Origin of the sequence: Bacillus sp. J41TS8 (assembly GCF_018333035.1) — a bacterium.
Taxonomy (GTDB): domain Bacteria; phylum Bacillota; class Bacilli; order Bacillales; family Bacillaceae; genus Bacillus; species Bacillus paralicheniformis.
In genome coordinates this window covers 1-19,755 of the sequence record NZ_BORF01000013.1, presented here as the reverse complement: position 1 = coordinate 19,755, position 19,755 = coordinate 1, and the positions used below count along the sequence as shown (strand labels likewise).

Below are 19,755 nucleotides of genomic sequence, written 5' to 3'. Positions count from 1 at the left end.
CGTATGCTGGAGAAACTAAAGACGCTTTACGGTGAACGAATGGTTGTATCTGAGGCTGTTTCAAAACACGATGCAATATGGTTTCAAACCGACGAAGGCGAAACCTTCGGCGTTTTGAAAAGCGCGGTCACCGACCGGGAAAAAGAGCTGCTCCATTGCCTGTTCCGGCCTTTTTCAGAACCGCATCCCGCACAGCAGCTGACAAAGCGGGAAACAGAATGGCATGAATATTTCTTTCGCGATGTCCCTCTTCAAAACCCGGGGAACATTCAGCTGGTGCAAGGCCATTTTTTTAAAATGGAGCATGTCCCTGAAGAAAGACAGGCGATCAAAGAAGCGGTCAGCGGTTTTTTTAAAGACCCGCTTGTTGTGTGGTACGACCGGCATGAAGCCGTTATCGTCCACGAAAATCCTTCACCGTTTCTCGCAAAAAAAGAGCTGTCCGAGCTTGCGCATGCACTGACAAGCGATTTCATGGCAAACCCCGTGTTTTTCAGCGGCCAGCTTCATCCAGTCAACGGATCGCTTCAAGGCAAAATCCGCTTTGAAAAACAAATATTTCATTATATGCTGGAAGCGGGTGACATCGGAAACGTCGCCACGTTTTGCCAGTGCCTCCCGTCTTTTTTGACGGCAAAACCGGAGCGGGTTCATGCTTCTTCGTTTTCGGACGCCGTAAGAGAGGCGCTGTCAGATCCCGAGACATCCCTGACCATCAAAATGTATATGAGATGCAACCTGAATGCCTCTCTTACAGCGAAACGTTTGTTTATCCATCGAAACAGCCTGCAGTACAGAATTGATAAATTCATCGAACGGACGGCGATCGACATCAGACAGTTTGAAGAAGCAGCCGCTGTTTATTTGATGATGCATCTCTTTTAGCGGTCTTAGCAACTTGCACGAAAAGAAATTGTGCACCATGTCCATTTACACCGCCCTGCCGTTTTTTATAAACTAAAATCAGGTAAAGCGCTTACATAAAAGAGGGGGAGAAAAAATGGCGGAACTCGTGCTCGATCAGATATACAAAGTGTATGACAACAAAGTCACGGCTGTGGATAATTTTAATCTTCATATCGATGATAAGGAATTTATCGTCTTTGTCGGACCGTCAGGCTGCGGCAAGTCGACAACGCTCAGAATGATCGCAGGCCTTGAGGAAATTACGGATGGCGAATTCACAATCGACGGCAAACGGATGAATGATGTCGCTCCAAAGGACCGCGACATTGCGATGGTATTCCAAAACTATGCCCTTTATCCGCACATGAATGTCTATGACAATATGGCTTTCGGCTTAAAGCTGAGGAAGTTTCCGAAGGATGAAATTAAACGGCGCGTCCATGAAGCGGCCAAAATTCTGGGCCTTGAACAATATTTGGACAGAAAGCCAAAAGCGCTTTCCGGCGGACAGCGCCAGCGCGTCGCCTTAGGCCGGGCAATCGTTCGGGACGCAAAGGTGTTTCTGATGGATGAGCCGTTATCAAACCTTGACGCCAAATTGCGCGTACAAATGCGCGCCGAAATCACAAAGCTTCATCAGCGCCTGCAGACGACGACCATCTATGTCACCCACGACCAGACTGAAGCGATGACGATGGCTACGCGGCTCGTCGTCATGAAAGACGGAATCATCCAGCAGGTCGGCGCGCCGAAGGAAGTCTATGAAAATCCGGAAAACGTTTTTGTCGGCGGCTTTATCGGGTCTCCTGCAATGAACTTTTTTACCGGCACTCTGAAAGAAGACATGTTTACATTTGACGGCATTTCGATTCGCGTGCCGGAAGGAAAAATGAAAGTTCTGCGCAGCCAGGGCTATGCCGGCAAGGAAATCATCATGGGAATCAGGCCTGAGGATATCCATGACGAGCCTGTTTTCATTGATGCGTCAAAAGACTCAAAAATCGATGCGAAAATTGAGGTAGCCGAGCTGATGGGCGCGGAAACGATGCTTTATTCGCAAGCTGGCACTCAGCCGTTTATCGCCAGAGTCGATTCAAGGACCGACGTCCAGGCCGGCGATACACTTCCTCTTGCGCTTGACATGAATAAAGCCCACTTCTTTGATAAAGAAACGGAGCTTCGCATCCGCTCTGAAGAATAACCCGGATTCAAACACTCTCCATGACCGAAGCATGCTACGACTATGCTTCGGTCGTTTCAATTTCGACGGTTTCTTCATAAGTACAATCCTGGCAAGTATATAAATGAACGCATACAGTTTGCGTTTGTTTAAATGAATCGAACTCCATATACGGACTGTACGGACCGAAAAAATCGGTGGCTCTCCCCGCGTCCGCCATTTCCCCGCCGCACTTCGGACAATGCCTTGTCTGGACGAGAATGCCATTGCATACTGGGCACATCATCTTCTTCATCCTCCTGGCTTTTTCCCTTAGCTTGCCCCAATCCTAACCTTTTTGTCTTTCAACATTTACCAGATTGAAACGCGCATTTATTTTATCGAATCCACCATAATACGTAGTACAAACCAACATTGGGCTTTAGCCGAGAAGGCAGCGGTTTTCTTTTGGTGAAAGCCGGCAGCTGGTGCAACTCCAGTCAGCCCAACCATACCATTTTTATAAAGGAGTTTGATACAAATGGCTAATCAAAATTCTTCAAATCAACTGCTTGTCCCAGGAGCAGCTCAAGCGATCGATCAAATGAAATTCGAAATCGCTTCTGAGTTCGGCGTAAACCTTGGCGCTGACACGACTTCCCGTGCAAACGGTTCTGTCGGCGGAGAAATTACAAAACGTTTAGTTTCCCAAGCTCAAGCATCTATGGGCGGTCAACAATTTTAAACAACTTCATATTCATGGATAACAGAAGGTGCATATCCTGCACCTTCTTTAGCGTGTCATTCATTCTCGCGAATAAAATGATGAGCGGCGGCCCGCGCATGAAAGCCCGCACCCGCTTCTCCTTTTTTCATATGCTGATATAAAGGAGGAGTCGGCATGCAGCTGATGTTGAGCATCAATTGGGAATTGATTCAATTTGTCGGGATTTCTCTATTGAATGAGTATGTCTCAAATGTACGCCCTTATCATGGACCCTTTTGTTTTCGCGGGGCTTTTTCTTCCGGACGATCTGACGTATGATAGATCCGATGGGAGTGATCATGTTGAAAATTGCACTTTTTGGAGGTACAGGCCGTGTCGGACAGGCCTTTCTCAATTTTGTTGAAGAGGATGGGCGTCATTCCGTTTACGCACTTGTCCGGAGAACGGAAGGCGCCCGCATTCCGGATAAATGCTGCCAAGCACTTACAGGGAACGCCAGGAACCAGCATGACGTCGAGTCTTTAATAAAAAATTGCGATATCGTTGTCAGCTGTTTAAACACAGATGGAGACGATACATTGACCGTCTCCATCGAACATATGATAAATGCCATGAACGCACACCGGATTAAACGGCTGATTACCATCGGAACCGCCGGCATTTTAAACGCCAGGCAGAACCCGTCCCTTTACCGCTTTGAAACAAATGAGTCAAAACGGCGCTCGGCGCGCGCAGCGCAAGAACATGCCCGTGTGTACGAACGGCTCCGCGAGTCTGAATTAGATTGGACGATCGTCTGCCCGACATATCTCCCCGACGGGCCGGCATTGAAGACATACCGTTTTGAACAGGATGTTCTGCCGGCCGGCGGAAAAGAAATATCGACCGGCGACACCGCCCATTTTCTTTTCAAACAGCTTGAGTCTGACCAGTTTGTTAAGGCAAGGGTGGGGCTCGCTTATTAAAGCCGGGTGAAGATCCGGCTTACCCTGTCAGGGTTCCTTTTCCCTTTTGCAGTTCATACATTTGATAGTATTGGCCTTTTTGCTTCATCAGCTCTTTATGATTTCCCCTCTCGATAATCCGGCCTTTTTCAAGAACGAGAATCTGGTCGGCGTTTTTGATCGTTGACAGCCTGTGGGCGATGATAAAGGTCGTGCGCCCTTGTTTAACGACATCAAGCGCTTTTTGAATGACCGCTTCTGTTTCAGTATCGATATGGGCCGTCGCCTCGTCTAAAATAAGAATAGCAGGATCATATGCCAGCGCACGCGCAAACGAGATCAGCTGTCTTTCCCCTGAAGAAAGGGTGCTTCCTTTTTCGATGACCGGCTCGTCAAGACCTTTCGGCAGGCGGGTGAGCATTTCAAGAGCCCCGACCTGTTTCAAGGCGGCTTCTATTTGCTCTCTGGTCAAATCAGCATTGTCAAGGCTGACATTTGAAGCAATCGTGCCGGAAAATAAGTAAGGATCCTGGAGAACGATGCCCATCTGCTTTCTGATTTCCTGCCTTGACATATCGTATATGCTTCTGCCGTCGATTTTGACATCGCCCTTTTCAATATCGTAAAAGCGGAAAAGCACATTCAAAATGGAGCTTTTCCCTGAGCCTGTATGGCCGACCAATGCAACGGTCTCCCCTTGCTTCGCTTCAAATGAGATGTTTTTCAGCACATCTTCGCCGTCATGATAGCGAAAAGATACATCTTCAAATACGACTCGCCCCCGCGCTCTTTCGCCGCCCGGCTCTTTGACGTCGACGCCCGGCTCATCCAGCAGGCGGAAAACCCGCTCCGATGATACGCGCGCCAATTCAAGCTTGGCAAACTGGTTGACAATGCCCGTAATCGGTTGAAATAAACGATTCAAGTAATCAACGAATGCATAAAGGACGCCGATTGAAATCATTCCTTCCGCGTTCAGGGCAGCTCCCCCGAAATACCAGATTAAAGCGGTGAACATCACATTTCTGAGAATGTTGACCAAGTTGTGGGACATGAGCGAATTCAATTTCAGCATTTTATTTTGGTAATGAAAGTGGCTCTCGTTCAGCTGTTCAAATTCTTCTTTTGTGTCCTGTCCGCGCCGGAATGCCTGAATAATCGGCATGCCTTGAATCGATTCATTCATTTTGGCGTTGATCTCGCTGTTGATTGACCTGAGTTTATGATTGTAGCCAGAAGCGAATTTTCGATAAACGGCCGCCCAAATGACAATCAGAGGCAAAATCAAGAGACAGACGCCGGCCAGCCTGACATCAAGGAAAAACAGCGCGGCGAATATTCCGGCCATATAAATGATATTTGTGACAAACGTCGAAAGAACGGTCACATACAGGTCGCGGATCGCTTCGGTATCATTCGTCACCCTTGCAACGATTTTTCCTGCCGGCAAATTATCAAAATAGCGGATAGGAAGCCTTTGAATGTTGGCGAATACATCCTGTCTCATCTTTTGAATGATGCGGTTTGCGCTCATCTGCAAGAGGTAGAATTGGCCGTAATGGAAAAAGATCGAGAAGACGAGTAGGCCGAAATAAATAGAAACGAGTGAAATCAGCCCTCCTATTTCAGGCTCGTAAAAAGCATACACTTCTGACAAAGACAGGCGATCGGCCTTGTAGGTTGCCGTCCGCTCTCCGTTCGTCATTCTCAGCTCTTCTCCGGAAACCGTCCGCTCTCCGTCAAAGGAAACCGGTTCCCCCACAAAGTAGTAGTTCATACCGACTTGAAAGATGTGAACTTCCTGCAGCTTTTCAGCTGAAGGATCTGTCCTGTCTTCCCTGATATATTCCTTTCCTTTATAGGAAACGGTATATTTCGTGTTCTCTGTCGTTTCATACCACGTTTTTTCAATTCCGAGAATATGATCGTCGATCATCTTTTTGGCGATCATCGGTCCCGTCAGCTCGGCTGTGACGGCAATCGTCAGCATGACGAGCGCCCAGATGAGAATTTTTTTGTAAAGAAGCGCATATTGGAAAAGCCTTTTTCCTGTTGTCATGCTACAGTCCCTCCTTCTTCTCCCGAAGGAAGCTGCTGTGCTTCGTATTGTTCAAAATACCAGCCTTTCCGGCCGATCAGTTCCTGATGCGTCCCTCTTTCAACGATCCTTCCATTTTCCATGACGAGAATGAAATCGGCGTGTTCGACGGCCGACATCCGATGTGATGTAATAAAGGTCGTTTTGCCTTTCCGCCTGCTGCGGATGTTTTCAATAATCGCCGCTTCCGTTTTCGCATCGACAGCGGACAGCGAATCATCCAAGATCAAAATATGGGGTTCCGCAATCATCGCTCTCGCAATTGAAATCCGCTGTTTCTGCCCCCCTGATAAAGCAACGCCCTTCTCTCCGACCATTGTCTCCAAGCCGTCTGAAAGCATCTCAATATCCTTTTTCAGATGTGCCGCAGAGATGACATCGTACAAATCGCGTTCCTCGGCGAGGCGTCCGCCAAACAAAATATTGTCTTTCACCGATTTTGAAAACAACACGTGATCCTGAGGCACATATCCGATCCAGCTGCGAAGCTGATCAAGCGGCAGGCGCTCAATCGGCACGCCCGAAATGGTGATCGTTCCTTTTCCTTTCGGATACTGCCTCAGCAGCTGCTTGACTAACGTCGTTTTGCCGCTTCCCGTCTTTCCGACGATTCCGACCGTTTGTCCTTCTAATACGGTAAATGAAATATCGGCCAGGTTTTCTGACGCGGAGCTCGGGTACGTAAAAGTGACCCCGTCAAATACAATATCGCCCGGCTCCGCTGTTTCCTGTTCAGCGGGTTCTCTCACATCAGGCTCATATGCCAATGTTTCATTTACCCTGTCAAGCGAAGCATTTCCCCTCTGCATGACATTGATCAGCTCTCCGATCGCAAACATCGGCCAAATCAGCATGCCGAGGTATACGTTGAAAGAGACGAGCTCTCCCAATGTCAGCTGGCTGCGGAAAACAAGATAGGCGCCGTAGCCAAGACCGATTAAATAGCTGATCCCGACCAAAAGCTTCACCGTCGGTTCGAACAGCGAATCGATCAAAGCGACTTTCATGTTTTTCTTGTACACATCAGCCGTCATGCTGTTGAACCGGCTGACATCGTTTTTCTCCTGCACATAGGCCCGGATCACCCTTACCCCTGACACGGACTCGAGCACTCGATCATTTAAATCGCCAAACGCATCCTGCGCTTCCGTGAAACGCTCATGAATTTTTTTCCCGTAGATGCTGATGGCAGCCGCCATCAGCGGAAGCGGAATGATCGAAGCAAGCGTCAGCTTCCAGCTGATCAAAAAACCCATTGTCAACAGAATCGTCAGCATATACAGCGTCGAATCGACCAGGGTCAAAATGCCGAAGCCCGCCGTCATGGAAATCGCTTTTAAATCATTTGTCGCCCTCGCCATCAAATCCCCTGTGCGGTTTTTCTCGTAAAATGACGGGGTCATTTTCAGCAAATGGCCCATCAGCTTGGATCTGAGAATTTTTTCGACCAGGTTCGCTCCCCCAAACAGCTGATACATCCAATAATAAGACAAGATATAAACAACTGCGCCAAGCGCGAGAAATAAAGCGATATAGCCGAGCATGCCGGCCTTTGAAAAAGTGCCCGCCTGCATGTCGTCAATCGCGTTGCCAAGCAGCTTCGGCGGAAACATTTCAAATACGTTTACAATAATCAACAGGACGATCGCTATCGTATAGCGCCGCCAAGAGGCTTTAAAAAACCAGCCCAGCTTCCATAAAACAGAAAACATTGATATCCTCTCCTTTTTTAGCCGCCTTCAAGTTTTTCCTTACAATCTTTGATTTCGTTTTTTCTGATACTCGGCATAAAAAATTCCTCCTTATGTGCGGTTGATTTATTAGAAAAACATGCTGCTCCGCATCGGGAACAGGATGTTTTTTCTCAGAAAAAAAAGGCACACTGTGTACCAGCATGCCTTTTTTATATAAAAAGGCGCATGTACGCTTGTTCACGCGACATGCGCCTTCCTTCTGAAAATGGTTAGAGTGAAACGGATCCCTGAGCGTAAGGAAGGTATAAAAATGTCACGTTAAGGTGCTTTTGTTGTTGAACTGATGCTTTGATATTTCTAAACATGACGATACCCTCCAATCTTATTAATATTTTCCATCTTATAGTACGGCCCTTTAATTGTCAATTTGTTTTTTTGGCGAATGGCGGGCTTTTGATTCATATTCTCATATTTCGTTAGATTTGTTGGGAAATCGGGTAATATAAAAGTAAATCCATTCTGAAAGGAATGATCAATTTGTTTAAAGCTGACCGGATCATTGTCGCGTTTGACGGAAAAGAGGAAAGCAAAAAAGCGCTGAAAAAAGCGATCGACCTTTCGAAAAGGCTCGGCTCACAATTGACCGTCGCCCATGTCCATGAACCGAGGCAAGTGCGAACAGAGGCTGCGGACGAAAGACCCGCTGCCGGCGCGCCGTACCTTTACAGCGGCTTCCCGGCCGCACCCCGGGTCCCCCACGATTCAGACTTGGCCGGTGAACCCATGATCTATGAGGACAGCGCGGAAGAAGCGATTGCGGCAGCGAAAATCATGTTAAGCGAAAACCAGTACGACGCGGAAATAGAGGTGTTGGAAGGAGACCCGGCCAACGCAGTTCTGCAACATGCTGAAAACATCGGCGCTGATCTCGTCATCACGGGTACGCGCGACCAGAACCGCCTGAAAAAACTCCTGTTTGGCAGCGTCAGCGACAAGATATCGACAAAATCGGAGATCCCGGTGCTGATTGTAAAATAACGATTTTAAAAGAGGCCGGTCAAATGTCCGGCCTCTCATCATGTTATGATCTTCTTGATTTTCTTAACCTGTTAATAATGGAGATCATTCCCCACACAATGAATAGAAAGACGCCTAATACTATGAAAGCATTTATTATTGAAAAATTGATCAATGCAATCTCTCCTTCTCTATGAAAACTTGTTGAAAGAAACCTGTTTTTGTAGTAATACATAAGCGTTAGCATCAGTATAAAACTGCAAGGGCACTGTTCCCGCGAATGATACTCCGCTGCTATATAAATACAACGCCAATTGATTTTTTCCTCTAATCCGTAAGCCCAATGGTTACCTTTACCCTCTATGTTTTCTTCACTTTAGATGCACCCATAAATTGTCATTCACTTTAGACTTTCACTCCACATGACTTACAATTGTTTTTTTCTCCACCTTGCCTCGGTATTGTCCTCCTCTCTTCAGCCCCCCACCGGTCTCAAAAAACTGCCGCAAGTATGGCTGCAAAGTAAAAGCCCCTCTTCAGTTGAAATCCAATAACAGGAAAAATAGGCGTTCAATTTAGTAACAACCACCTAACAGACCTCATAATTTGATCTTGTGAGTACCCGGGGTATTTGACTTAATCTGACTTTGCTTATGTTTCATTCTTCTTTTATTGTTTTGGTCAAAAAATTTTATCGATGAGGGGGATATTAAAATGCAACCATTCCATGATGAACTGCAGTCGTTGGAGATGGATCAATTCCAGGCAGAAGATATGACGCATTGGGATGCGGACCGTCATCACGCCAATGTTAAACACTGCGCAAGCTGCTGGAGCTGCGGAAGCTGTGCCAGCTGTTGGAGCTGCATGGGTCACAGCTGTTGGAGCTGCGCGGGTCACAGCTGTTGGAGCTGCGCGGGTCACAGCTGCTGGAGCTGTGCGGGCCACAGCTGCTGGAGCTGTATGGGCCACAGCTGTTGGAGCTGCATGGGCCACAGTTGTTGGAGCTGCGCGGGCCATTGCTGTTGGAGCTGTTGGCGCGGAGGCATGTAGTTTTTTTATAAAAAAGAAGACTTCCCCTGCCTCTTTTGCCGCAGGGGTCTTCTATTGCATAAAGGACAAACAAAATTACATATAATGGTATGTCTTGTTTTTAAAACATTGAAGGAGGAAGAGCATGACACACCTGACTGCTTCCGCTCGCCTGAAAGTAAACCAGGATACATGGTTTCTTCCTGATCCGAACGGCGGCGCATACTTTAGAAATAATTCCGGGTCGTTTCGCATAAAAGGATCTTCGATTGCTCAATGGATCGAAAAACTTCTGCCGATGTTCAACGGGGAACATTCGCTTGAAGACTTGACAAAAGGGCTACAGGCTCCGTACCGAAAGAGAGTATATGAAATCGGAGAAATGCTTTATAAAAACGGGTTCGTTCGCGACGTAAGCCGGGATCACCCGCACAAACTGGAAAGCTCAGTGCTTCAAACGTTTGAAGCCCAAATCGAATTTATTGAGAGCTTTGCCGATTCCGGCGCTTACCGCTTTCAGCTGTCGCGTCAAACCAAAATATTGGCTATAGGGGCCGGCTCCTTTCTCACAAAATTGGTCCGGTCGCTGATCGATTCCGGTTTTTCAAGAATCCGTGCGATCGTGACGGATGCATCCGGGCACGCTTTAGACGAACTGGCAGAAATATCAGGGCAAACCGAAAGCGGACTGGAGATTGGCTGCGCCGAAACGCAACACTGGCGGGAAGCGGTGCGATCTGCCGATTGGGTTCTGTATGTCTCTGACCGCGGCTTCACAGATGAGCTCCGCGATCTTCAAACGTTTTGCCTCGAAGAGAACAAAGGCTTCATACCCGGGATCTGCCTGAAACAAGTCGGACTGGCAGGCCCTGTCTTTCATCAACAAGGAGACGGCTGCCTGAAGGATGCCTGGAGGCGCCTCCATCGGTCTGCGCTCCATGAAGAACGGGCTCTTCGAACTTTTCCTTCGGCAGGGAAAGACATGCTGGCAAACGTTATTGTGTTCGAATTGATGAAAGCAACTGCTGAGATTGCACCATTATCTAAGAAGAATCAAGTGTATCTGATTGATTTGGCAACGCTCGAAGGCGGCTGGCATATGTTTCTTCCGCATCCGGACTTCGCTTGCGGCAAGGATTCGCCTGAACTCATCTGCGACCTTGAAGCGAAACTTTCGGAGCGCCCCGGAAGAGAAGCAGAAAGCAGGTTATTTCAATGTTTCAGTGAACTGACCTCACCTGTAACGGGCATTTTTCATCTGTGGGAAGAGAAACATTTGCGGCAGCTTCCTTTAGCACAATGCTTTGTTCAGACAGCAGACCCGCTCTCTTCCGGACCTGCGGAGCTTTTGCCCAAGACGGTGTCGGTCGGTTTGACCCATCAAGAGGCGCGGCGGGAAGCCGGGCTGACGGGTATTGAAATGTATGCATCAAGGTTGAACCGTTCTTATCCGAGTAACGGGGAGTTGTTCGCGATCGCCGCCGGGGAAACGCTGGCTGAAGGCGTATTAAGGGGATTGGAGAAATGCTTGGAACACCGGTTGCGAGAACGGATCAAAAGCGGAAAAGAAACGATTTCCCTCGTTCAGCTAGGCGGAATGGAAGACCGGCATACCGCATTTTATTTAAAAGCGCTGACAGTCTTGTACGGCAAACCGGAAATCGGTTTAGGAAAAAACATACAAGGCTTCCCTGTCGCATGGGCGGGAATTCGCGGCCGCTGGTACGGAAGTTCTGGACTCAACATCACATTCGCTCTCAGAAAAGCGCTCGAACGGGCGCTGACAGACAAAGACCCTGTGAAAGGCGCGGATGTTTTGCTGGAGTCTAGTGACCTGAAGCTTGCTACCCCCGTTTCCGCTGATTTGCAGCAAACACTGCTTTCCGCCTTGAAAAACAACTGCGGCTTGCAGCTTTATGTCTATGAGCTGCCTGCTGAACCATTTTTCAAAGAAAAACTGGCAGGCATTTACTGCGTGCAGTTGCGAAAGGAGGAATCTTGATGAACCGCTGCATTTTGGTCATTGGCGAAGGATTGATGGCAGAAGACGCATCACAACAATTATCTGCTGAATATAACATTATCCGAAGGTCTGATTTTGAGAACAGCATACCGGAGGAGACTGCGTTCGCTCTTGTGCTGCACGATGCTTGGCGGCCTTTATTATACCGCGAGGCGGAAAAGGTGCTAAGGGCGGCAGGAATTCCGTGGCTTCGCGGGTTTGCATCTTTTGGCGAAGGGGTCATCGGACCGCTCGTTAATCCGTCAGCGTCAGGATGTTCCCAATGCGCCGATATGAGGCGGTATATCTCCGGCCCCGACAGCAGAGAGACCCTTGAACTGGAACAAAAAAGCAATGGCATAAGCCGCGATCCGTGGGTTTCAAAGACCGGCTGCCGCCAAATGGTCAGCCTGATCTGCACAGAAGTCGACAACATCATGAACGGCGGGTGCGGCCGGTTGAAAAAAAACCTTTACATCGTCAATTTGAAAACGTTAGAAAGTTCGCTCCACGCTTTCATCCCGGAACCGACATGCCCTATATGCGGGAGTCTGCCTGAAGACGGAGCGGAATCCGCACGGATATCGCTTCGGCCCAGTCTGAAAACGAACCCGGACAGCTTTCGCGTGCGAAACACGGACGATTTAAAACAAACGCTCGCCAAAGACTATCTGGATCATAGAACGGGGATATTCAACACCAAAATTTATGACGCGATTCTGCCGTTCGCCGATATGATCGTCAATATGCCTTTATGGACGGGAAATGAAGGTGTCGGAGGGCGGAGCCATTCGTATGAAGACAGCGAATTGACCGCCATTTTAGAGGGTTTGGAACGTTATTCCGGAATTGAACCGCGCGGCAAACGGACGATCGTACATGACACCTACGAAAATGTAAAGGATCGTGCGCTCAACCCGGCAAAAGTCGGGCTCCATCAAGCGGAACAATACATGCATCCCGATTTTCCTTTTCAGCCATTTCACCCGGCCCGTCCTCTTCACTGGGTATGGGGCTATTCATTTTTGCAGAAACGGCCGATTCTCATTCCTGAATCGCTCGCCTATTACAGCCTGGGGCGCGAAGACAGCTTCGTCTATGAAACATCGAACGGCTGTGCACTTGGAGGGAGTTTGGAGGAAGCGATTTTCCATGCCATACTAGAAGCCGCTGAGCGCGATTCATTTTTGCTTGCCTGGTACGCCAGGCTCCCACTTCGGCAGCTGGATCTCGGCTCTTCAGAAGATCCGGAATTACGCCTCATGACAGAGAGGGTGCGAAGTGTGGCGGGATATGATCTGCATGTCTTTAATTCAACGATGGAATACGGCATTCCAAGCGTTTGGGCGATCGCCAAAAACAGAAAACGGGAAGGATTGAATCTGATTTGTTCCGCAGGGGCCCACCCCGATCCCGTAAAAGCGGTGAAAAGCGCCCTTCATGAGCTGGCAGGCATGATGTTGAAGCACGACCGCAAATTTGAATCTGAAAGGAGCAAATATCACCAGATGCTCCGCAATCCTGCTTTAGTGCAGGAAATGGAGGATCACAGCTTCATGTACGGACTGCCTGAAGCTGAAGAGCGACTCCGGTTTTTGCTGAATCAAAGCCGGCCTCTGCAAACATTCGACGATGCCTTTAAAAAAAGAAAGAAACACCTTGATTTAACCGAAGATCTCTGCGACCTGCTTGAAGCTTTCCGGAGTCTCAATCTTGAAGTGATTGTCGTTGACCAGACTTCCCCTGTTATCAAACGGAACGGACTTTACTGTGTGAAAGTGCTTATCCCGGGCCTGATTCCGATGACATTCGGACAGCGCTTCATCCGCCTGGAAGGACTTGAGAGAATTTTCACGGTGCCGAAGGAGCTCGGCTTTGCAGAAGAGCCGTTAACACCAGAACAGCTGAACCTGCACCCGCACCCGTTCCCTTAAAATTTAAGAGAATGACTTTTTTTCCCGATTGTTCTGCTTTATGATCATAAAGCAGAACTTTTTAGGCGGTGGATAATATGAAACAGGAATACAAGCGGCCGCTTCTTTTCATTGCTTCCCTTTTCACGGCCTTTTGCACCGTTTATTTCGGCGGCAGACTGATCGGTTTCTATATGACGGAATACCCGAAATGGAACGGACAAAGCGCCGATGGAAATTGGGAGGCCGTGATCAAAAAGATAGAAGGCCGCACGCTATTTGGCGGAGACCTCTATTGGACAGGCGACCGCGCGGAGCTGGACGATATATATTTGGAAAAGTTGGTCGTAAAGTTTGGTGATGAAATCGTTTTGAACTCCCAAGTCGAGACGCCGATGAAAGATTACGCGGGAGGCGAATTCCCCGGCGGAGGGTCAAAAGAACAATCCGTTTCTTTTTTGGAAGAGCTTGAAGAAGCCGAATTCGCCGGCCGCAAGATCACGGTTCAACTGGATTGGAGAGAGGGCAAACAAGCGTCCCATACAGCATTTACCCTTGATAAAAGCTCATGGTAAAAGGCGGAATATCGATTATATTCCGCCCACCTCAATTTTGCTTCGCATCGTAAGCTCTTCCTGCGGTCCCAAATCCCGAAATCCGGTCACATCCTTCGGAAGGTTGAGGTTCGGTGCATTCGTCATCCAAGTATATGGCTCTATACAAAGCAGGTCATCCTGATCAGATGTACCGTTAAACACAACCCAGTGCTTAAAATGACCGTCGCATTGGTAGCGGACGCGAATGCCGGCGAGGCTGTCCGCAATGACGGCCGCGCTGTTTCCTTCCTGGTCTTGTTCAGCTGCCAATATATCGTCAAGCCTTTCTCCCGCTGCCATTTTTCCCGCTTTGAACTCCTCTGTCACCCGATACTCGCCTGTCGGCAGCATGCGGTCTGTCAGCGTCCATCGCTTTGAGGCAGGAAGAGTAAACAGACACCTTTCTTTATCTCCTGCTTCGTTTAAAGGATAGCGGAAAGATGTGTGGTACCCCAATCCGATCGGCATCGGGTCTTGACCACGATTGACAGCCGATGCATCGATTTTCAGATGCTGTCCTTCTAACGTGTAAGTGATGGTGATGGAAAACGAGTGCGGAAAGATCGCTTTAATATCGGGATGATCATCAGAGTCCAGCTTCGTCTGCACGATGATCATCTCTTCTGTTGCCTCCACTTTTTCGACCGTCCATTTTTTATCGTAAAGAAATCCGTGCAGGTGGTTTTCGAGCGGCTTTTCATTGATCGGCAGCTCGTACGTTCTTCCCGCATATGTAAATCTTCCGTGATCGATCCGGTTGGGAGGAAAAAGAACAGGAATTCCGAATAAAAACGGATTCGCGTTATATTCTTCCTTTGTTTCAGGCGTTTTCAACAATTTCAAACCGCTCGGCTTCCACTTCAGTGAAATTAAATTGCTTCCCCACCCGGGCACAAGTACAGCCTCTAAATCATCATTTTCCAACCAGATCGCTTCCTCATCTAAAAACCGGCTTTTCTGAACAGTGTAAGACATTCGCATTTCCCCCTATTTTGGCTAAAGGATCAGTGAAACGTGTATCAGTACATGCCTATCTCCAATCTATTATATCTTAAAAAAGTCAGCGCTTTCAAAAGAGAATGGGCGAACCTTTGAAAAATGTTTGAAATATTTTAATTTAAGTATATAATCTATTTTTCTGTTATAATACGTTTATGCACAAAAGCATCAAAGTATTAAAGAGAGATATTTCTTCTAATGAGGTGTGTGACTTGTCAAACGAAAAACGTCTATCGTTTTCCATATCGGCTCTATTGTTTTTAGCCATATTGTTCATTATTTTCACCTGCTTATTCATATTTAAAGCAGAAGCGCACATACCGCTGTTGATTTGCGTTGGTTTTTTAGCTGCGGTCGGCGCGGTGAAAGGCCATTCCTGGAAAGACCTTGAAAGCGGCATTGTCTCAGGCATCCGGAATGGCGTTCAGCCGATTATCGTCCTTTGTTTAATCGGCATCTTAATCGGAGTCTGGGAGTACAGCGGCGCGATTCCGACGGTAACGGTTTACGCGTTGAATCTGATTGAACCGCAGCACCTGCTGCTCACCGCACTTTTCAGCTGTCTTGTGATCAGTTCATTGGTCGGCTCCAGCTTTACGACGGTCAGCACGATCGGCGTCGCCCTCATCGGCGTGGCCGCAGCGGCCGGCGTTCCACTGACATGGGCGGCGGGAGCTGTGATTTGCGGCGCCTGTTTCGGTGACAAAATGTCTCCGATGTCTGACACGACCAATTTTGCCGCAGGAGTCGGAGAGCTTCCCATTTTCAAGCATATTAGACATATGGCGGGAACGACGATCCCCGCTCTTTTGATCACGATTTTGCTTTTCTTTTTCATGGGCCGTTCTTTAACGGCGGCACCGGCTTCTACCGAAAACATTCAAGCGATCATAAACGGAATAGAAGGCACAGTCAACATCAGCGTCTGGGCGCTTCTGTCGCCTCTTCTTGTGATTGTACTTGCTGTCAGACGAACGCCCGTCATTCCGTCGCTTGCAGCGGGAATCGTTTCCGCCGGAATACTTGCCGCGTTGATACAGCCTGACGCCAGCATTTCATCGTTTTTGTCAGCGATGCAGAATGGTCCGGTTTTCTCAGCCGACACTGAAGCCGTTGAGAAGATTTTAAACCGCGGCGGCCTTCAATCGATAATGGGCTCTGTTTCCCTGATTATCATCGCATTCGCGCTCGGCGGTCTCATGGAAAAAATCGGCCTGATTACAAGCCTGCTTGAAGGTGTAATCAAGGGCATTCATACGAAAGGCCGGCTTGTGTTCTCAACCGTTTCATCAAGCATCGGCATGAACCTGGCGACAGGCGAACAGTATTTATCGATATTGATTCCCGGACAGTCCTTTAAAAAGCTGTATGACAAGCTCGGAATCGAACGGAAGCATTTGTCGAGGTCGCTTGAAGACGGAGGGACATTAATCAATCCGATGATCCCTTGGGGAGTCAGCGGCGCGTTCATGTCCAGCGCGCTCGGCGTTCCCGTCATTGAATATTTGCCGTTTGTGTTTTTCCTATATTTATCGCCGCTCTTTTCAATTTTGTTCGGTTTCCGCAAGTAAAAAAACGCCGTTTCCTCATGGAAGCGGCGTTTTAGATTGTTGACAAAATCTTAAAACGGTTTTCAGTTTTAGGATTTTGTCATCCTTTCAGCGTGATTGAAAACCCTTGCAGTCTAGGAAGGCCGAGCATCGGAGCGCAGCGAATGTTGGAATTCGTGAGCACCGACGCGCAGGCCTGACAACGAATGCGAGGGTTTGTCGACACGCTGAAACGCCGTTTCCTCATGGAAGCGGCGTTTTTCTTTTATTAAACCGGTTTGGCTGTCTCTGACAAAATGCTGTTTTGCAATGCGGTCTGCACATTTTTGGTGAGCGGTCCCGGCGCTCCGGAGCCGATCGTTTGCCCGTCAATCGATGTGACTGGAATGACTTCGGCTGTCGTTGACGTGATGAACACCTCATCTGCATTCAGCAATTCATCCTTTGTCACCGCTTTTTCTTCATAGTTCAAGCCGTGTTGCTCACACAGCTGAAGCACTTTCATCCGCGTGATGCCGTTTAAGATGAGCGTTGTCACGGGATGGGTGTAGATAACGTTTTGCTTGACGACGTAAACATTTGAGGACGTCCCTTCCGTCACCAACCCGTCGCGAATTAAGATCGCTTCGAATGAAGAAGCTTCATGCGCTTTTTGCTTGATCATTACATTGTACAACAGATTTAAGCTTTTAATGTCGCATCTCAGCCAGCGCATGTCGTCCGCAGTAATAGCCGAAACGCCGTTTTGCTGTTCTTTTTCAGGCTTTTGAATAGGAAATGTATAAGCCGTCACCTGAGGCGTAAGCCCTGCTCCGTATTGGTGCTTTCTCGGGGCTTTTCCCCTTGTCACTTGAAGATACAGCCCGCCGTCCCGCATTTGATTGATGTCGACGAGCTCTTTCAGCTGGCTTTTCAGCTCGGCTTCTGAAAACGACAAGTCGATTCCGATTTCGGCTGCGCTTTTGTATAAGCGGGCAATGTGTTCATCAAGCGTGAACAGGATTCCATTGTAAATGCGGATGACTTCATAGACGCCGTCTCCAAATTGGTAGCCTCTGTCCTCAATATCAACCGCACACTCGCTCCGTTCCATCAGCCGGCCGTTAAAAAGAACTTTCATTTCTCCATCCCCTTGTTTTTTGTTAACTTCTGAATTTTCTCCATTCCATTCTAACACGACCCTGCCCTTCAAAATAGTGCAACATTTCCAAAAACTTTTCTCCGCCTTCATGATCAAAAAAACAGCATTCCCCATCGTTCAGCATTTTCTCTTAAAATTTGATATATTTTTCCCTTCATCCTGTATTCATCTTCTTTCCAATCCTGTATACTTAAACATTGTGATCCATTATTTTATGAGACTAGCATTCTATAATGGCATTGGAACGAGAAAAATGATACGGAGAGAGTGACATGCGCCAAGTATCAAAAAAAACTGCCCCATCTGTAACTTATCTGTTGACGAAAGCAGCGTGCTTTTTTGTTTTGTGTCTGATTCTCCTGTACGTGTGGGACCTTTCACAGTCCTCTGCCGCCGCTGAGAAAAAAGAGCTTACGGTGTCGGAAAACAGCCAAATGAGGCATGAAGGAGACAGCGTTCCGCTCAAAAAAGCAACGCAAGGCGAACTTCTCGATCACTTGAGCACAAAACAGCAGATCGAAAAGCGCAAGCAGGAAAAAGAGAAGCAAAAAGCTGCTGCGGAAAAAAAGCAAGAAAAATTGAAGAAAAAAACGGTTTATTTGACGTTTGACGATGGGCCTTCAGCCGTAAGCCAAAGGCTGCTGCAAATTTTATCCGAACATGATGCTAAAGCGACGTTCTTCATGCTCGAACCGAACATGAAGCTTCACAAAGAAGCCGTTCTCAATATGAAGCAGCAGGGCCATGCACTTGGACTTCACGGAGTGACCCATGACCAAAAGCAATTTTATAAAGGCGCCAATTCTCCTCAGCTGGAAATGAAGCAGGCTCAAAAAACGCTGAAGTCTATCACCGGGGTTGAAACCCATTTAATCAGAACGCCTTACGGGAGCAAACCTTCGCTGACCGAAGCGCAGAAAAAAGTGCTGAAAAAGAACGGATTTGTTTATTGGGACTGGAATATTGACAGCATGGACTGGAAATACAGGAGCCAAAAATTCGTTCCGGAAGTCATGAACCAGCTGAATACGCTGGAAAAGCGGCAGACAAAACAGCCGATCGTGATCCTGATGCACGATATTCCTTCAACGGTTCAATCGTTGCCGTTATTGCTGACAAATTTAAAAAACATGGGGTATTCATTTGCAACGCTTGATGAATCGATGACACCCGTTCATGAATAACATCCCATGCCTGATCCCCTGCTGAAGGGGATTTTTTTATTTCCTCCCGCAAGTGTGATCATCTGACACACTTGTTGCCAAACAAACAGTTTTATGATTATGATGCAGTTATCTTTATATCATGGGGTGGATAAATGAAAATTGAAGAGCTGCATTCGACTGCCGAATATACCAATCAATTGGCCGAGCTTCTCATCCGGGTCGTCGATGACGGGGCATCGATCGGCTTTCTGCCTCCGCTTGAAAAGCAGCGGGCGGAGGCTTATTGGAAAACAGCCGTCACACCGGATTCGGTGTTATGGATTGCCAAACAAAACGGCCGGATCGCAGGAAGTGTTCAATTGCACTTATGCACAAAACAAAACGGCCGCCACAGAGCGGAAATCTGCAAGTTAATGACAGATCCCGTCTTCAGGCGGCAGGGCGTCGCCAGATCGTTAATGGAAAAAGCGATCGACAGGGCGAAACACGAAGGCAGATCTCTTCTCGTGCTGGATACAAGGGAAAAAGCCCCGTCCAACCTTCTTTACGCTTCGCTCGGCTTTGCCGAAGCCGGCCGCATTCCCGCATACGCGGAATCTGCAGACGGCAGCTTCGATACATCCGTTTTTTATTATAAAAAATTGTGATGAAGCTCAGAAAAAGGCGCTCCGGTCTGGAGCGCCTCAGACCGTTGACAAAATAGGTCGAATTTTTATAATCCGGCCTATTTTTGTCCAATTTATTCTGTTTTTTCGATGAGAGTTCTGGCGATGAGGACCTTTCCAAGTCCAATTCGCCAGCTTTTTGAGAT

19 protein-coding genes are annotated in these 19,755 nt (G+C 47.9%); 13 read left to right on the top strand and 6 right to left on the bottom strand.

The window, feature by feature from the left end:
* Nucleotides 1-3: 3 nt before the first annotated feature.
* Nucleotides 4-885 carry a helix-turn-helix domain-containing protein gene (locus KI350_RS16760; RefSeq protein ID WP_059231195.1) on the top strand — a complete coding sequence of 294 codons (882 nt, stop codon included), beginning with the start codon at nucleotides 4-6 and terminating at the stop codon, nucleotides 883-885.
* 115 nt (nucleotides 886-1,000) lie between these two features.
* Nucleotides 1,001-2,107 carry an ABC transporter ATP-binding protein gene (locus KI350_RS16755; protein WP_059231197.1) on the top strand — a complete coding sequence of 369 codons (1,107 nt, stop codon included), beginning with the start codon at nucleotides 1,001-1,003 and terminating at the stop codon, nucleotides 2,105-2,107.
* Between the two features lie 40 nt (nucleotides 2,108-2,147).
* Here the strand turns inward: KI350_RS16755 and KI350_RS16750 are convergent, their stop codons facing one another.
* Nucleotides 2,148-2,372, bottom strand: a complete 225-nt coding sequence (locus tag KI350_RS16750) for a hypothetical protein (RefSeq protein WP_020450771.1) — start codon at nucleotides 2,370-2,372, stop codon at nucleotides 2,148-2,150.
* Between the two features lie 234 nt (nucleotides 2,373-2,606).
* On the opposite strand from KI350_RS16750, the gene KI350_RS16745 reads away from it, so the two are divergent.
* The 3 genes from KI350_RS16745 (at nucleotide 2,607) to KI350_RS16735 (ending at nucleotide 3,757) form a co-directional block, all read left to right on the top strand.
* Nucleotides 2,607-2,810: an alpha/beta-type small acid-soluble spore protein gene (locus KI350_RS16745; protein WP_059231199.1), complete on the top strand. Its 204-nt coding sequence runs from the start codon at nucleotides 2,607-2,609 to the stop codon at nucleotides 2,808-2,810.
* A gap of 156 nt (nucleotides 2,811-2,966) precedes the next feature.
* The gene (locus tag KI350_RS16740) at nucleotides 2,967-3,110 is read left to right on the top strand and encodes a hypothetical protein (protein ID WP_165426536.1); all 144 of its coding nucleotides are present in this window, start codon (nucleotides 2,967-2,969) and stop codon (nucleotides 3,108-3,110) included.
* Between the two features lie 20 nt (nucleotides 3,111-3,130).
* Entirely contained in the window at nucleotides 3,131-3,757 is a 627-nt protein-coding gene (locus KI350_RS16735; RefSeq protein WP_236808543.1) for an NAD(P)-dependent oxidoreductase, read from the top strand.
* Between the two features lie 19 nt (nucleotides 3,758-3,776).
* On the opposite strand, the gene bmrD is transcribed toward KI350_RS16735, so the two are convergent.
* The 3 genes from bmrD to KI350_RS16720 are packed head-to-tail and all read right to left on the bottom strand — an operon-like array spanning nucleotide 3,777 to nucleotide 7,769.
* Complete coding sequence (gene bmrD, locus KI350_RS16730) at nucleotides 3,777-5,795, bottom strand: multidrug resistance ABC transporter ATP-binding protein/permease BmrD (protein ID WP_059231202.1); 2,019 nt, start codon at nucleotides 5,793-5,795, stop codon at nucleotides 3,777-3,779.
* Nucleotides 5,792-7,546, bottom strand: coding sequence for a multidrug ABC transporter ATP-binding protein BmrC (gene bmrC / locus KI350_RS16725; protein WP_059231203.1), 1,755 nt, complete (start codon nucleotides 7,544-7,546; stop codon nucleotides 5,792-5,794). Before bmrC ends, bmrD begins: the two co-directional genes overlap by 4 nt.
* Nucleotides 7,509-7,769, bottom strand: coding sequence for a hypothetical protein (locus tag KI350_RS16720; protein ID WP_059231205.1), 261 nt, complete (start codon nucleotides 7,767-7,769; stop codon nucleotides 7,509-7,511). The genes bmrC and KI350_RS16720 overlap by 38 nt, the downstream gene beginning before the upstream one ends.
* 296 nt (nucleotides 7,770-8,065) lie before the next feature.
* Between KI350_RS16720 and KI350_RS16715 the strand changes: the two genes are divergently transcribed.
* From KI350_RS16715 to KI350_RS16695, 5 genes are all read left to right on the top strand, one after another.
* Nucleotides 8,066-8,566 (top strand): universal stress protein, encoded by a 501-nt coding sequence (locus KI350_RS16715; RefSeq protein WP_059231207.1) that lies wholly within the window; start codon nucleotides 8,066-8,068, stop codon nucleotides 8,564-8,566.
* Between the two features lie 693 nt (nucleotides 8,567-9,259).
* Nucleotides 9,260-9,598 (top strand): heterocycloanthracin/sonorensin family bacteriocin, encoded by a 339-nt coding sequence (locus KI350_RS23440; RefSeq protein WP_081303454.1) that lies wholly within the window; start codon nucleotides 9,260-9,262, stop codon nucleotides 9,596-9,598.
* Between the two features lie 124 nt (nucleotides 9,599-9,722).
* Nucleotides 9,723-11,579 (top strand): putative thiazole-containing bacteriocin maturation protein, encoded by a 1,857-nt coding sequence (locus tag KI350_RS16705; RefSeq protein ID WP_059231211.1) that lies wholly within the window; start codon nucleotides 9,723-9,725, stop codon nucleotides 11,577-11,579.
* Nucleotides 11,579-13,513 (top strand): TOMM precursor leader peptide-binding protein, encoded by a 1,935-nt coding sequence (locus KI350_RS16700; protein ID WP_059231213.1) that lies wholly within the window; start codon nucleotides 11,579-11,581, stop codon nucleotides 13,511-13,513. The genes KI350_RS16705 and KI350_RS16700 overlap by 1 nt, the downstream gene beginning before the upstream one ends.
* A 77-nt stretch (nucleotides 13,514-13,590) precedes the next feature.
* Nucleotides 13,591-14,067, top strand: coding sequence for a DUF4944 domain-containing protein (locus KI350_RS16695; protein WP_059231215.1), 477 nt, complete (start codon nucleotides 13,591-13,593; stop codon nucleotides 14,065-14,067).
* Nucleotides 14,068-14,082: 15 nt separating this feature from the next.
* On the opposite strand, the gene KI350_RS16690 is transcribed toward KI350_RS16695, so the two are convergent.
* Nucleotides 14,083-15,063: an aldose 1-epimerase gene (locus KI350_RS16690; RefSeq protein WP_026579975.1), complete on the bottom strand. Its 981-nt coding sequence runs from the start codon at nucleotides 15,061-15,063 to the stop codon at nucleotides 14,083-14,085.
* A gap of 236 nt (nucleotides 15,064-15,299) precedes the next feature.
* Here KI350_RS16690 and nhaC point away from each other — a divergent pair, with 236 nt between their 5' ends.
* The gene (gene nhaC / locus KI350_RS16685; protein ID WP_059231217.1) at nucleotides 15,300-16,658 is read left to right on the top strand and encodes a Na+/H+ antiporter NhaC; all 1,359 of its coding nucleotides are present in this window, start codon (nucleotides 15,300-15,302) and stop codon (nucleotides 16,656-16,658) included.
* Between the two features lie 247 nt (nucleotides 16,659-16,905).
* On the opposite strand, the gene dat is transcribed toward nhaC, so the two are convergent.
* Entirely contained in the window at nucleotides 16,906-17,757 is an 852-nt protein-coding gene (gene dat / locus KI350_RS16680; protein ID WP_039072571.1) for a D-amino-acid transaminase, read from the bottom strand.
* 293 nt (nucleotides 17,758-18,050) lie between these two features.
* On the opposite strand from dat, the gene KI350_RS16675 reads away from it, so the two are divergent.
* Complete coding sequence (locus KI350_RS16675) at nucleotides 18,051-18,962, top strand: polysaccharide deacetylase family protein (protein WP_059232105.1); 912 nt, start codon at nucleotides 18,051-18,053, stop codon at nucleotides 18,960-18,962.
* 134 nt (nucleotides 18,963-19,096) lie between these two features.
* On the top strand, nucleotides 19,097-19,591 hold the full coding sequence (locus tag KI350_RS16670; RefSeq protein WP_059232106.1) for a GNAT family N-acetyltransferase: 495 nt from the start codon (nucleotides 19,097-19,099) through the stop codon (nucleotides 19,589-19,591).
* Nucleotides 19,592-19,755 lie beyond the last annotated feature (164 nt).